At 37.2% G+C, this 14422-nt stretch carries 8 protein-coding genes, 1 tRNA gene, 2 rRNA genes and 1 pseudogene (1 of these 12 cut by a window edge); 2 read left to right on the forward strand and 10 right to left on the reverse strand.

The annotated features are described in order from the left end of the window. The 3 genes from MPTP_RS08160 to MPTP_RS08170 all read right to left on the reverse strand — a co-directional run. Window positions 1–2081: ribosomal RNA gene (locus tag MPTP_RS08160) — 23S ribosomal RNA — on the reverse strand (it extends 824 nt beyond the left edge of the window). Window positions 2082–2241: 160 nt separating this feature from the next. Then, a tRNA-Ala gene (locus MPTP_RS08165) sits at window positions 2242–2314 on the reverse strand. A gap of 73 nt (window positions 2315–2387) precedes the next feature. Then, window positions 2388–3942 (reverse strand): 16S ribosomal RNA (locus tag MPTP_RS08170). Together the 16S and 23S rRNA genes with 1 tRNA gene alongside form the textbook arrangement of a ribosomal RNA operon. 591 nt (window positions 3943–4533) lie before the next feature. Between MPTP_RS08170 and croR the strand changes: the two genes are divergently transcribed. Beyond that, on the forward strand, window positions 4534–5223 hold the full coding sequence (gene croR / locus MPTP_RS08175) for a response regulator transcription factor CroR (RefSeq protein WP_013774648.1): 690 nt from the start codon (window positions 4534–4536) through the stop codon (window positions 5221–5223). Beyond that, window positions 5213–6414: pseudogene (locus tag MPTP_RS08180) on the forward strand (sensor histidine kinase). The gene croR and the pseudogene MPTP_RS08180 overlap by 11 nt, the downstream one beginning before the upstream one ends. A gap of 190 nt (window positions 6415–6604) precedes the next feature. On the opposite strand, the gene guaB reads toward MPTP_RS08180, so the two are convergent. The 7 genes from guaB to MPTP_RS08215 form a co-directional block, all read right to left on the reverse strand. Beyond that, the gene (gene guaB, locus MPTP_RS08185) at window positions 6605–8089 is read right to left on the reverse strand and encodes an IMP dehydrogenase (protein WP_013774651.1); all 1485 of its coding nucleotides are present in this window, start codon (window positions 8087–8089) and stop codon (window positions 6605–6607) included. Between the two features lie 125 nt (window positions 8090–8214). Next, window positions 8215–9903 (reverse strand): glycosyltransferase family protein, encoded by a 1689-nt coding sequence (locus tag MPTP_RS08190; RefSeq protein ID WP_013774652.1) that lies wholly within the window; start codon window positions 9901–9903, stop codon window positions 8215–8217. 255 nt (window positions 9904–10158) lie between these two features. Further along, window positions 10159–10848, reverse strand: coding sequence for a DUF1129 domain-containing protein (locus MPTP_RS08195; protein WP_013774653.1), 690 nt, complete (start codon window positions 10846–10848; stop codon window positions 10159–10161). 43 nt (window positions 10849–10891) lie between these two features. Next, entirely contained in the window at window positions 10892–11992 is a 1101-nt protein-coding gene (gene ychF, locus MPTP_RS08200) for a redox-regulated ATPase YchF (protein ID WP_013774654.1), read from the reverse strand. Between the two features lie 165 nt (window positions 11993–12157). Next, on the reverse strand, window positions 12158–12343 hold the full coding sequence (locus MPTP_RS08205; protein ID WP_013774655.1) for a DUF951 domain-containing protein: 186 nt from the start codon (window positions 12341–12343) through the stop codon (window positions 12158–12160). Between the two features lie 429 nt (window positions 12344–12772). Then, a complete protein-coding gene (locus MPTP_RS08210; protein ID WP_013774656.1) occupies window positions 12773–13666 on the reverse strand; it encodes a ParB/RepB/Spo0J family partition protein in 894 nt (297 codons plus the stop codon). Beyond that, window positions 13659–14420 carry a ParA family protein gene (locus MPTP_RS08215; RefSeq protein ID WP_013774657.1) on the reverse strand — a complete coding sequence of 254 codons (762 nt, stop codon included), beginning with the start codon at window positions 14418–14420 and terminating at the stop codon, window positions 13659–13661. Before MPTP_RS08215 ends, MPTP_RS08210 begins: the two co-directional genes overlap by 8 nt. Window positions 14421–14422 lie beyond the last annotated feature (2 nt).

Here is a 14422-nt window from a genome sequence, read left to right on the forward strand (position 1 = left end):
TAAAGCTCCATGGGGTCTTTCCGTCCTGTCGCGGGTAACCTGCATCTTCACAGGTACTAAAATTTCACCGAGTCTCTCGTTGAGACAGTGCCCAAATCGTTACGCCTTTCGTGCGGGTCGGAACTTACCCGACAAGGAATTTCGCTACCTTAGGACCGTTATAGTTACGGCCGCCGTTTACTGGGGCTTCAATTCGGAGCTTCGCCGAAGCTAACCCTTCCTCTTAACCTTCCAGCACCGGGCAGGCGTCAGCCCCTATACGTCATCTTTCGATTTTGCAGAGACCTGTGTTTTTGATAAACAGTCGCTTGGGCCTATTCACTGCGGCTGACTAATATCAGCACCCCTTCTCCCGAAGTTACGGGGTCATTTTGCCGAGTTCCTTAACGAAAGTTCACTCGCTCACCTTAGGATGCTCTCCTCGACTACCTGTGTCGGTTTGCGGTACGGGCCGTTGGTCTCTCACTAGAAGCTTTTCTTGACAGTGTGACGTCAGGAACTTCGGTACTTATATTTCCCTCCCCATCACAACTCATCCTTACAGAGTAAAGCATTTTACTCTACTCAAGACTCATTGCTTGGACATACCATCCAATCGTATGCTTTCCTTAGCCTCCTGTGTCCCTCCATTGCTCAAACAATTCCAACGGGTACAGGAATATCAACCTGTTGTCCATCGCCTACGCCTGTCGGCCTCAGCTTAGGTCCCGACTAACCCTGGGCGGACGAGCCTTCCCCAGGAAACCTTAGTCTTTCGGTGGACAGGATTCTCACCTGTCTTTCGCTACTCATACCGGCATTCTCACTTCTAAGCGCTCCAGTAGTCCTCACGATCTACCTTCTTCGCCCTTAGAACGCTCTCCTACCATCACTTTCGTGATCCACAGCTTCGGTAGTATGTTTAGCCCCGGTACATTTTCGGCGCAGGGTCACTCGACTAGTGAGCTATTACGCACTCTTTAAATGATGGCTGCTTCTGAGCCAACATCCTAGTTGTCTGTGCACCCCCACCTCCTTTTCCACTTAACATACATTTTGGGACCTTAGCTGGTGGTCTGGGCTGTTTCCCTTTCGACTACGGATCTTATCACTCGCAGTCTGACTCCCGGCTATAAATCATGGCATTCGGAGTTTATCTGGATTCGGTAACCCGAGAAGGACCCCTCGTCCAAACAGTGCTCTACCTCCATGATTCTTCTGCCGAGGCTAGCCCTAAAGCTATTTCGGAGAGAACCAGCTATCTCCAAGTTCGTTTGGAATTTCTCCGCTACCCACACCTCATCCCCGCACTTTTCAACGTACGTGGGTTCGGTCCTCCAGTGCGTTTTACCGCACCTTCAACCTGGACATGGGTAGATCACATGGTTTCGGGTCTACGACTACTTACTCTTTCGCCCTATTCAGACTCGCTTTCGCTACGGCTCCGTTTCTTCCACTTAACCTCGCAAGCAATCGTAACTCGCCGGTTCATTCTACAAAAGGCACGCCATCACCCATTAACGGGCTTTGACTTGTTGTAGGCACACGGTTTCAGGATCTCTTTCACTCCCCTTCCGGGGTGCTTTTCACCTTTCCCTCACGGTACTGGTTCACTATCGGTCACTAGGGAGTATTTAGCCTTGGGAGATGGTCCTCCCGGATTCCGACGGAATTTCTCGTGTTCCGCCGTACTCAGGATCCTCCTTGGGGAGAAACGACTTTCACCTACGGGACTTTCACCCTCTTTGGTGGATGTTTCCACATCCTTCGATTAGTCGTTTCTGCTCCCGTTCTGGAGTCCTACAACCCCAACAAGCATGCTCGTTGGTTTGGGCTCTTCCCGTTTCGCTCGCCGCTACTCAGGGAATCGATTTTTCTTTCTCTTCCTGCAGGTACTTAGATGTTTCAGTTCTCTGCGTCTTCCTCGAATAGCTTATGTATTCCACTATTCGTAACATCCTATAACAGATGTTGGGTTCCCCCATTCGGAAATCTCCGGCTCATTGCTTACTTACAGCTCCCCGAAGCATATCGGTGTTTGTCCCGTCCTTCATCGGCTCCTAGTGCCAAGGCATCCACCGTGCGCCCTTGTTCACTTAACCTCTTTGACCTTTCGGTCTTGGGTGACCTCTTCTAGCGATAGAAGCGTCCTTCCCTTTTTCATTCAGCACATTCCTGTGCTCAACGCGGTGTCTCGGTTTTTGATTGTTTCTTCAATATCCAGTTTTCAATGAACAACCGATGATCTCTTTCAATCATCTATGGAGCCTAGCGGGATCGAACCGCTGACCTCCTGCGTGCAAAGCAGGCGCTCTCCCATCTGAGCTAAGGCCCCACATACCACATAGTAAACCTCTCAAAACTAAACAAAGCAAACTGACCTCTGTGTTTCCGTTATTCGTCCTTAGAAAGGAGGTGATCCAGCCGCACCTTCCGATACGGCTACCTTGTTACGACTTCACCCCAATCATCTGTCCCACCTTAGGCGGCTGGCTCCCTAAGGTTACCTCACCGACTTCGGGTGTTACAAACTCTCGTGGTGTGACGGGCGGTGTGTACAAGGCCCGGGAACGTATTCACCGCGGCGTGCTGATCCGCGATTACTAGCGATTCCGGCTTCATGTAGGCGAGTTGCAGCCTACAATCCGAACTGAGAGAAGCTTTATGAGATTTGCTTAACCTCGCGGTCTTGCGTCTCTCTGTACTTCCCATTGTAGCACGTGTGTAGCCCAGGTCATAAGGGGCATGCTGACTTGACGTCATCCCCACCTTCCTCCGGTTTGTCACCGGCAGTCTCGCTAGAGTGCCCAACTAAATGATGGCAATTAACAATAAGGGTTGCGCTCGTTGCGGGACTTAACCCAACATCTCACGACACGAGCTGACGACAGCCATGCACCACCTGTCTCTTTGCTCCCGAAGGAGAAACCTTATCTCTAAGGCGTTCAAAGGATGTCAAGACCTGGTAAGGTTCTTCGCGTTGCTTCGAATTAAACCACATGCTCCACCGCTTGTGCGGGCCCCCGTCAATTCCTTTGAGTTTCAACCTTGCGGTCGTACTCCCCAGGCGGAGTGCTTAATGCGTTTGCTGCAGCACTGAAGGGCGGAAACCCTCCAACACTTAGCACTCATCGTTTACGGCGTGGACTACCAGGGTATCTAATCCTGTTTGCTCCCCACGCTTTCGAGCCTCAGCGTCAGTTACAGACCAGAGAGCCGCCTTCGCCACTGGTGTTCCTCCATATATCTACGCATTTCACCGCTACACATGGAATTCCACTCTCCTCTTCTGCACTCAAGTCTTCCAGTTTCCAATGACCCTCCCCGGTTGAGCCGGGGGCTTTCACATCAGACTTAAAAAACCGCCTGCGCTCGCTTTACGCCCAATAAATCCGGACAACGCTTGCCACCTACGTATTACCGCGGCTGCTGGCACGTAGTTAGCCGTGGCTTTCTGGTTAGATACCGTCACGAGGAAAACAGTTACTCTTTCCCCTATTCTTCTCTAACAACAGAGTTTTACGATCCGAAAACCTTCTTCACTCACGCGGCGTTGCTCGGTCAGACTTTCGTCCATTGCCGAAGATTCCCTACTGCTGCCTCCCGTAGGAGTCTGGGCCGTGTCTCAGTCCCAGTGTGGCCGATCACCCTCTCAGGTCGGCTATGCATCGTTGCCTTGGTGAGCCTTTACCCCACCAACTAGCTAATGCACCGCGGGCCCATCCATCAGTGACACCCGAAAGCGCCTTTTAACTCCTCTTCATGCGAAAAAAAGTCTTATACGGTATTAGCACCTGTTTCCAAATGTTATCCCCTTCTGATGGGCAGGTTGCCCACGTGTTACTCACCCGTCCGCCACTCTTCTTTCCTCTTAAGCAAGCTTAATCAGAAGAAGCGTTCGACTTGCATGTATTAGGCACGCCGCCAGCGTTCGTCCTGAGCCAGGATCAAACTCTCGTATTATCCTTTGCCTTTCGGCTTTCTTGCTCATTTGTTTGCTAGCTTTCGCTTTGCTTGTTGTTTTGTCTCTTATTTCTCATAAGAGGCCCTTACACATTGGTTCGTTTGCTTTGTTCAGTTTTCAAAGGTCTACCATTACCTTACAGCAACTCTTATATCTTATCACGTTTTCGCTCGGTTGTCAACTCTTTTTTAAAAGTTTTTTCAACCTCGCTTACCGTCTTGTTTGACAGCAACTTCATCATCTTACCAGCTTTCTTGTTATTTGTCAACAACTTTTTTCGTTGTTTTTTTAACTTTTTTTGCTGGCTTTTCTTTGTGATGGGTATTCACATCACTTTGTCGTTTCAGCTGTTACTTTAGTCGTGCCTTGCGACAAGTAATAATATACCAACTTTTTTTTTCCAGGTCAACAATTTTTTCCCTTTTTTCTTTATTTTTTTTATTTCATTTATTTTGTTATATTTTTTAATTAAATTTAAGTTTTTTAGTCATTAATTCTAAAATTTTAATAATATCCTTTATATTTTAGGTTTTTTGATATTTTTTTGATAAAATAGGGATAAAGTTCTTATCGACATGGAGGGATAAATAATGAAAATTTTAATTGTTGATGATGATAAGGAAATCGTCGAATTACTAAGTATTTATATACATAATGAAGGTTATGATGTAGTGAAAGCCTATGACGGTAAGAATGCTCTTAATAAAGTTCATACGATACCTGATATAGATCTTATTATTTTAGATATCATGATGCCAGAAATGGATGGTATGCAGGTTGTTAAAAAATTACGTAAAGAATCTCAAATTCCTATTATTCTTCTTACTGCAAAAACAACTGATATGGATAAAATTAAAGGCTTAGTTGCTGGCGCTGATGACTATGTTACAAAACCATTTAATCCACTAGAGGTGATGGCTCGTGTTAAATCAATCCTAAGACGTAGCAATATCAAACCAACAACCAATGAACCAGCAATTTTAGAAGTAGGTACACTAATTATTAATAAAGATTCACATGAAGTAAAAACAATTGATGGTAAAGAAATCCAACTTACCGCATTAGAATTTGGTATTTTGTATCTTTTATCTAGTCATCCAAACCATGTATTTAGTGCAGATGAAATTTTTGAACGTGTCTGGCAACAAGAAAGTATCGTTTCTGCAAAAACAGTTATGGTCCATGTCAGTCACCTAAGAGATAAAATTGAAGAAGCAACTAATGGTGAGAAGGTCATTCAAACAGTATGGGGTGTTGGTTATAAGATCGATGCTCACTAAAAAACGAGTAGAAAAACAAAAGCGGATTACACTGACTTCTAAAGAAATCAGTGAATTGCTGGCAGAAAGTATTGTTACTATTGTCCTTTTACTTCTATTGAATATCGCTATTACACTTATTTTAAGTCAATTGCTTGAAAATAATGAATTTTTAAGAGGAATTATCTGGACAACGAAAGGCGCCTTTGTTGGAGAATTCAAAACAAATATTTTCTGGAGTTGGAACAAATTTATTTTCCCTGTTTTTTTATTATTGATATTTTGGTATTATATTGGCGTTTAACTCGTCGCTATAAACAAATGCAATTGCAACATATTATTACAGAACTTCATTATATTGCTGATGGGAATTATAATCATCGGATTACATTTGAACTTGCCGGTGATCTTGCAAAAATAGTTGCTAGTATCAATGGATTAGTAGATAGTACGGTAGAAGCAATTGAAGATGAAAGACAAATTGAAAAATCTAAAGACGAATTAATTACAAATGTTAGTCATGATATACGTACACCTCTTACTTCAATCATTGGGTATCTAGGTTTGATTGAAGAATCTCAATTTCATTGTCAGGAAGACTTATTAAAATATACACATATAGCTTATGTAAAGGCAAAACAAATGAAACTATTGGTTGATGATTTGTTTGAGTACACAAAAGTTCATCAAACAGCCGTTCCTCTTCATACGACTTCCTTTGATATGGTTCAAATGATGGAAAAACTAGCTGTTGATTTTGGATTAGAAGCTGAAAAAAATGGCATAACTATCCAGGTAATGACAACTCTTAATTCCTTGATAATGGAGGGAGATACTGAAAAACTTGTACGTGTATTTAACAACCTAATTTCAAATGCTCTTAAATATGGAAAAAATGGGAAACATATTATTATAAATTTAGATAAAGTGGGAACGGAAGCAATCATTGTAGTAAAAAATGATGGTTCAACAATTCCACCAGAAGCATTAAATCAATTGTTTGATCGTTTTTATCGTGTAGAAGAATCTCGTTCTCAAGAAACTGGTGGAACAGGACTTGGACTTGCTATTGCCCAGGGAATTATTACTTTACACGGTGGTTATATTTATGCAAAATCGGCAAATGGGTGGACCTCCTTTATTATTCATCTTCCATTAAAGCAGGATCTTGTAAATGAGCTTTATAAAAATAAAAAGAATAACTCTATTTAACAAAAATTGAAATAAAGCATATAGGTATTTCAATCTTTTAAGATACTCTTCTTGTATTTAATTGGATAGCATTAAAATGCTACCTTTTACTTACTAAATTTAAAGAAAGTTTTTCAAAAGAATTTTATAAAAAAATGATTCATTGTTTGGTTCCTATTTACCAAACAATGAATCATTTTTTAACTACTATTTATTGTTCTACAGAATAATTAGGTGCTTCTTTAGTAATTTGTACGTCATGAGGATGGGATTCTCTTAACCCATTTCCACTCATTTGAACAAATTGTGCATCTTCACGTAATTGTTTTAAATTCTCAGCGCCTACATAGCCCATACCAGCTCTTAAACCACCGATCATTTGAAAAACAATATCTGATACACTTCCCTTATATGCAACTCGTCCCTCAATTCCTTCTGGGACAAGCTTTTTAGCCTCACTTACTTCACTTTGGAAGTAACGATCACTTGAGCCTTTTTCCATGGCACCTAATGAACCCATGCCTCGATAGGTTTTAAAGCGTCTTCCCTGATAAATTTCAAACTCACCAGGCGACTCATCTGTTCCGGCTAACATACTGCCTAGCATTACAGCATGTCCACCCGCTGCCAATGCTTTTACAATATCACCAGAATATTTAATGCCACCATCTGCAATCAATGCCTTATTGTATTTTCTAGCAACAGATGCTACATCATAAATTGCAGTTAATTGAGGAACCCCAACACCTGCAACTACTCGAGTAGTACAGATAGAACCTGGTCCAATACCAACCTTAACAATATCAGCTCCAGCTTCGTATAAGGCTTCAGCGCCTTCAGCTGTTGCGATATTCCCTGCAATTAATGTTACTTTTGGGAAAGTTTCACGAATTTTGCGTATTTTATGTATAACACCTATGCTATGTCCATGTGCCGTATCAATTACAATTGCATCAACTTCTTCATTTACTAGAGCTTCTACACGTTCAAATGTATCAGTAGTAATACCCACAGCCGCTGCAACTAGTAAACGTCCATGATTGTCTTTTGCTGCATTTGGAAACTCAATAACTTTTTCAATATCCTTGATTGTAATTAACCCACTTAGACATCCTTTTTCATCAACAATTGGCAATTTTTCAATTTTATGTTTTTGTAAAATTTTTTCTGCATCTTTTAAAGAAGTCCCAATTGGAGCAGTGACAAGATGATCTTTTGTCATAACATGAACAATTGGTAAATGGTAGTCTGTTACAAATCGCATATCTCGATTTGTAATAATTCCTACTAATTTACGATTTTCCATTGTTTCTACAATAGGGACACCACTAATTCGATAGTTGCTCATCAATTGTTCAGCATCAGAAACTAGGTGCTCTGGTGTTAAGAAAAATGGATCAATAATTACACCACTTTCCGAACGCTTCACCTTACGGACTTCTTCTGCCTGCTGTTCAATGGTCATATTTTTATGAATAACTCCAAGCCCTCCCTGACGAGCCATGGCAATCGACATTTTGCTATCAGTTACTGTATCCATGCTAGCACTGATAAGTGGGATATTTAAGTTAAGAGTCGGAGATAATTGTACCTGCATATTTACATCATTTGGCAACACATGACTTTCAGAAGGGATCAATAAAACATCATCAAAAGTAAATCCCTTTTTGCTAAATTTCGTTTCCCAGTTTGACATTGATTGTTTTCTCCTCCGTTTAATTTTATCTAAAAAATTAACAGATTATTAAAAATAAGTCAACCTATTTTATCAATAACCACAACAATTTTGGCTAAAATGAATATCTAGATATTCATTTTACATTAGTAATTTATCTTTTCATTATTATGAATCTTAAAATAAATCCCATAACTCAAACAACTGATTACAGTAATAATAGTTATACCTAAAGAAATTTTTTGTAGGGAAGTCGATTCATAGTAAATGGTTGCTGTTCCCTGATCTTTTAATTCAACCTGCGTTAATCCATTTGACTTGTTCATGGTTACTGGCTGTTTTTGTGTTCCAGTCGGAGTTGTTATTTTTGCTTGGTAACCCCAATAATAAATAAAGGGTAACGTCACAGTTGTTTTAGAATTTTTTTTCTGTAACTTATACTTTAGTTTAATAGAAGAGAAATTTTTATCTACTTTCTTAATACTTATCATCTTCGAATCATAAATGATAGGTCGATTTCTAGTCTTTTTAATTGTTTCATAGTTTACTTCCTTTGGTAAATACTCTCTTCCAGCACCAATGAAATAACTGTGTGTTTGATCATATTGTTCATAAGAGATTAATCGATATTGTTCTGTTCCAATGCTATATTGTTCATAAAATATCACTGTAAAAAATACTAAGAATATCAAGATATAATAGGAAGAGGCAGATTTTTTAAATATAGCTAGGCGATCTTCAACAATTAAGTAAGCAATAAGTAAACTAACCACCGACAATAGTCTCCAGGGAAATTGAATTGTATTAAGCGGCGTATTATCAAACCATTTCCATGGGAACCAGTCAGATACCATGAATATTAGGAAGGCTGTTAATAGAATTAACGAATGATTTTGATTTTTTTTAAATATGAAAATAAGATAAACAAAAAAACCAACAATCAAAGGACAACCTATATTAGCTGTTTGACTATGAAAAACTTGATTAATAAAACTATTGCCAATTAGTGTATATAATGGATAACTACGATTAGAAATTAATGTTAATGGTGCTGCAGTTACCTTAAAAATTGTATGACTCATTTGCTCAAGAATAGGCACTAAATAAAAATTTAACAAAAGTACTGTCAATATAGCTGCTTTTACTAAGGAAAATAACTGTGCTTTTTTTAAAAACTGCCTTGGTTGGAATAAAATATACAAAGCAATGAAAAAACTAATCATCTCAATAGAAATAAAATGTGCTAGGCCAATGCCTGTCATTGCCAGTGCTAGAAAAAACCACCCAAATCGTTTATTATTTTTTATAGCAAATAAACTAGCTAGAACTAATGGGAAAAAACCTAAAGCCAATACTTCACCAATTGCTTGACGATTAATTAAATCTTGTAATCGATAAATAGATAAGGTATAAAGCAGGGAAAAGAGGTAACTTTTTTTTACCGAAAATGCCATATAACGACCAGAAATATACGTAATTACAAAAGTACAAAAATTGATAACTATAGCAAAGGTAATAAAACTAGCCGCCAATGATATGCCACAAACCCTTAAAATAGCCGGAAAATATAGGTAAAGATCCGGATAAAATAAACTACATGCATAGCCATAACCACCAATAAAAAAATAATTTACTTTTGGAAAATAAATGCCATGTTTGATTGACTCAGCTAGACCTGCAATACGATTTAGATGAAAATGGTAATCATCTCCTACTAATAAATGTCCTTGCCGAAAATAGACAATAAATAAAGATAAAAAACTTAATAATAAAAAACTACAGTAAATAGCAAATATTTGATGCCTAATTAACCAATGCTTTAGATTTACCCTCACACCTACTTCTCCCTCTCAAAAATTAATAAATAGAATATAGAAAAGGAGAAATTTTATTGCCATGATAGTCCATTTTATAAAAATCTCCTTCAATATATTTACTATACCATACATAATATATTTTTTAATTTATTTCATTGGAAAATAATATTTTTTCTATATATGATAAATTATTAAAATATTTTACATTAATTCATAAAAAAATTGTGAGAAAATAAACCTACCCACAAATTTTTATTTATTATAAAAACCATTTTATGATTGATTTGGTCTTGTCATGAAGCTACCTTTGATATTATATTTTTTCTTTAATCCATAACGACCAGCTAAAGCAATTCCACCAATAATAACAGCTACAAATGGATCTAAACTTGGATTTATCACTGGTGGCAATAACGAAGAGCCTACAAAGATAACAATCCATGCAAGCATACCAAACATAGTTATAACCCCTGTTTTAAGTCCACTATAGCGTGTTGCCTTTCCATTTATACGATTGATTTGCATTTTTGACAATAGATAAAAAACATAACCACCAACAGCAGAACCTACAAATAATGTCAATATTCCTAATGTTTGCGAATTATTCTTTGAAATAAATGTCATAACAAATACCATGATTGCCAACATTCCAAGTAATAATAGTGAATTATCTGCCCATAATAACCAGCCATTCACTGGTTTTTGTACTTTCGGTTTATTAAGAATAGCCTCCGTTCTCTCAGAAACAGTTCCAAATAGTTGACGAGCTGTTCGACCCGTTTTTTGTTCTTCAATCAAAATGATAAACATTTCATTTAAAATCTCTACCTGCTCTTGTTCGGATATGTTAGCCGTTTGCATTGATTTTTTAAAATCAAAAATATATTGTGCATTTTTCTTTGTTAGTTTTTTTTCTAATTCTTGATTTTCTGTATGCATTTCTTGTGCTGTTTCTGTTTCCATCTAGTTTCCCTCTTTGCTCTTAATAAAAATGATTTTACCTATTTTATACGTTAAAACGAAATAGCATAACATCTCCATCTTGTACGATATAATCTTTACCTTCCAATCGAACTTTACCAGCTTCTTTTGCTGCTTGCATATTACCATATTCACTTAAATCCTGGAATGAAACAGTTTCTGCTCGAATAAAGCCTCTTTCAAAATCTGAATGGATAATGCCTGCTGCTTGTGGTGCTTTTATTCCTTTTTTAAACGTCCAAGCATGGACCTCAGGTTCTCCTGCAGTAAAATAAGTCGCTAATCCTAAAAGGTCGTAGGCAGCCCGAATTAATAAGTCTAGACCAGAAATTTTTATTCCAAGCGCGTCTAGGAATTCAGCTTTGTCTTCATCATCCAATTCAGCTATTTCTTCCTCTGACTTTGCACAAATTACAATCACCTGTGCATTTTCATCTGCAGCAAAATTACGAACTTGTTGCACATAATGGTTATTGTCTGCATTAGCAATCTCTTCCTCAGAAACATTTGCAACATATAAAATCGGCTTAGTCGTTAATAAAAACAATCCCTTAACGATTTGTTGTTCTTCCTCAGTAAATTCAATAGTTCTTACAGAATGCCCTGCTTCTAGTGTTGGTTTAATCTTATCCAACACAGCCAATTCGGCTAATGCATCTTTATCTTTTGTTTTTGCAACTTTTGATATGCGAGTATAGCGTTTAGTAATTGTTTCTAAATCCGCTAAAATTAACTCTAAATTAATCGTATCAATATCAGCTAATGGATCAACTTTTCCTTCTACATGGGTAATATTGTCATCATCAAAACAACGAACAACATGACAAATAGCATCTACCTGACGAATATGACTTAGAAATTGGTTTCCTAGTCCTTCTCCCTGACTCGCTCCCTTAACTATTCCTGCAATATCGGTAAATTCAAATGTTGCTGGGACTGTTTTTTTAGGTTGAAACAATTCAGTTAATTGGTCTAAGCGATCGTCCGGTACTTCAACAATCCCTACATTTGGTTCGATTGTTGCAAAAGGATAATTTGCTGCCTCAACACCTGCTTTAGTAATTGCATTAAAAAGTGTTGATTTTCCAACATTGGGTAATCCCACGATTCCAGCTGTTAATGCCATATATCTCACTCTTTCATTCTAAATTTTTTATACACTAGTTTAGTATTTACATAAAGAAAAACAAGCTGAATTCTTAAACATTATAAAGTAAGCTTTTTTGTTGATCATCAAAACTTTTTAATAAATTGGTGATCTATTTTATATACATTACCGATTAGTTATTCACTAACAGTTATCTTTTTCTATTATTTTTTTCATTTTTTTCTCAAATTCACGTCTGGCCATCATCACAATATGATTACAGTTGACACATTTAATCTTGATATCTGCGCCCATTCGAATAATTCGCCAGCGGTTTGTTTGGCAAGCATGAGTTTTTTTCATTTCTACAGTATCGCCTAAATCATACATCATTTAAACACCTCTCTAAAAATTCTATGATATCTTTTTTAATTAAACAAAAGTCCAATTAAATAGATCAAATATAAACCTTCCAAAACTTTTACTAACTTAAAAATTATTGTATTTCTAATAAAATAGTCAAATTTTTATTTATTAGTTATTAATCCAAAGATATTAAAATAGGTAACCCAATTAGTTTAAATTCATTATTAAGCTAACCTTTTCTCAAAAAATAAAAATTTTACTCGAATATTTTTTAATTCAGTTAGAATTGAACAATCCATTCATTAATAATGAGATGATTCACTACTTTTAATGTATAAATTATTATTGAACTATTCTACTATAAAAGTCATGAATTGTATATTTGTCAGCTATCTTTTTTATTTTCATATTTAATTAATATGAGTATGAAATATAAGTGTCATTCTTAGCTCACTATTCTTCATCAAAATGAATATCTAAAATATCTAGAATACGTGCTAAATCAGATGCCGAAAGATATTCGATTTCAATTTTCCCTTTTCCCTCTTTTTCCTGGATTTCAACCGTTGTTCCAAATTTATCCATTAAATGATCTTCACTTTCACGGATATAATAAGGTTTTTCTTTAATTAATTTATTGTTTTTCTTGGTTGATTGTTTGCCTTGATTTTCATTTAATGAAGTAACGATTTGTTCTAATTGTCGTACAGTTAAATTTTCCTTAACAGAACGATTGGCTAATGAAAGGAGCTGCTTCTTGTCTTTTAAGCCTAAAAGTGTCCGTGCTTGTCCCATAGAAAGTGTTTCCCTTTGAACCATATTCTTAACTTGTTCAGGCAACGTTAGCAGCCTCAAATAATTTGCAATATAGGGACGACTTTTCCCAAGTCGTGTTGACACTTCTATCTGTGTTAACTTTAAATTTTTCATTAACATATCATAGGCTTCTGCCTCTTCCATTGGATTTAGATCTTCCCGTTGCAAGTTCTCTAAAACAGCGACCTGCATCATTGCCTCTTCATCAAAATCACGTACAATTGCTGGAATTTTTTCTTTATTTGCTAATTTTGATGCTCTGAATCGGCGTTCTCCAGCAATAATTTCATAACCTTTTACCGTTGACTTACGAATAATAATTGGCTGAAAAACACCAGATTGTTGAATCGAATTTGCTAATTCTTGTAAGGAAGTTTCATCAAATGTTTTTCTTGGTTGGTAAGGGTTGGGACGCAATTCATTCAAGGGTACTTCAATGACTTCTTCTTTTTGCATATCTACTTCTTCCAAATTAGCAAAATCCTGAAAAAGTGCATCAATCCCTCTACCTAATCCTTTATTTTTACTCATTTTCTAACACTTCCTTTGCTAATGCTTGATAGACTTCTGCACCTCGTGAACGTGGGTCATAATCAATGATAGGAACACCATGACTTGGTGCTTCAGAAAGTCGAACATTTCTCGGAATAATTGTATTGTAAACTTTTTCACGAAAATACTTGCGAACTTCTTCTACTACTTCTGCTCCTAAATTTGTTCTAGCATCATACATTGTTAACAAAACGCCTTCAATTTTTAATTCTGGATTGAAATGTTTTTGTACTAAACGAATCGTATTTAATAATTGACTTAAGCCTTCTAAAGCATAATATTCACATTGAACAGGAATCAAAATAGAATCACTAGCTGTAAAGGAATTGATGGTCATGTGCCCTAATGAAGGTGGACAATCAACTAAAATATAATCAAAATCATCTTTTATTTCATTAATTGCCATTTTTAATCGTGATTCACGTGCCATCATTGCCGTCAATTCAATTTCTGCTCCAGCTAATTGAATAGTTGCTGGTACAATGAATAAATTTTGTCTCTGTGTTTTTTGAATGACACTACTAATAGGTTCTTCATTGATCAAAACATCATACACATCATGCACTACATCGGGCTTACTTATACCAATACCGCTAGTTGCATTTCCCTGTGCATCAATATCAATTAATAAAACCTTTTTATTTAAATGGGCGAGACAAGCCCCCAAGTTTACAGTTGTTGTTGTTTTACCGACTCCACCTTTTTGATTTGCTACAGAAATTATTCGTGCCATCC

Origin of the sequence: Melissococcus plutonius ATCC 35311 (assembly GCF_000270185.1) — a bacterium.
In the GTDB taxonomy this organism is placed as follows: Bacteria; Bacillota; Bacilli; order Lactobacillales; family Enterococcaceae; genus Melissococcus; species Melissococcus plutonius.

What these genes read in the sequence shown, in the direction of transcription:
- MPTP_RS08205 (WP_013774655.1), bottom strand. Translation starts at nt 12,343, where the DNA reads ATGTATGATTTAGGCGATACTGTAGAAATGAAAAAAACTCATGCTTGC.
- ychF (WP_013774654.1), bottom strand. Translation starts at nt 11,992, where the DNA reads ATGGCATTAACAGCTGGAATCGTGGGATTACCCAATGTTGGAAAATCA.
- MPTP_RS08210 (WP_013774656.1), bottom strand. Translation starts at nt 13,666, where the DNA reads ATGAGTAAAAATAAAGGATTAGGTAGAGGGATTGATGCACTTTTTCAG.
- MPTP_RS08195 (WP_013774653.1), bottom strand. Translation starts at nt 10,848, where the DNA reads ATGGAAACAGAAACAGCACAAGAAATGCATACAGAAAATCAAGAATTA.
- croR (WP_013774648.1), top strand. Translation starts at nt 4,534, where the DNA reads ATGAAAATTTTAATTGTTGATGATGATAAGGAAATCGTCGAATTACTA.
- MPTP_RS08215 (WP_013774657.1), bottom strand. Translation starts at nt 14,420, where the DNA reads ATGGCACGAATAATTTCTGTAGCAAATCAAAAAGGTGGAGTCGGTAAA.
- guaB (WP_013774651.1), bottom strand. Translation starts at nt 8,089, where the DNA reads ATGTCAAACTGGGAAACGAAATTTAGCAAAAAGGGATTTACTTTTGAT.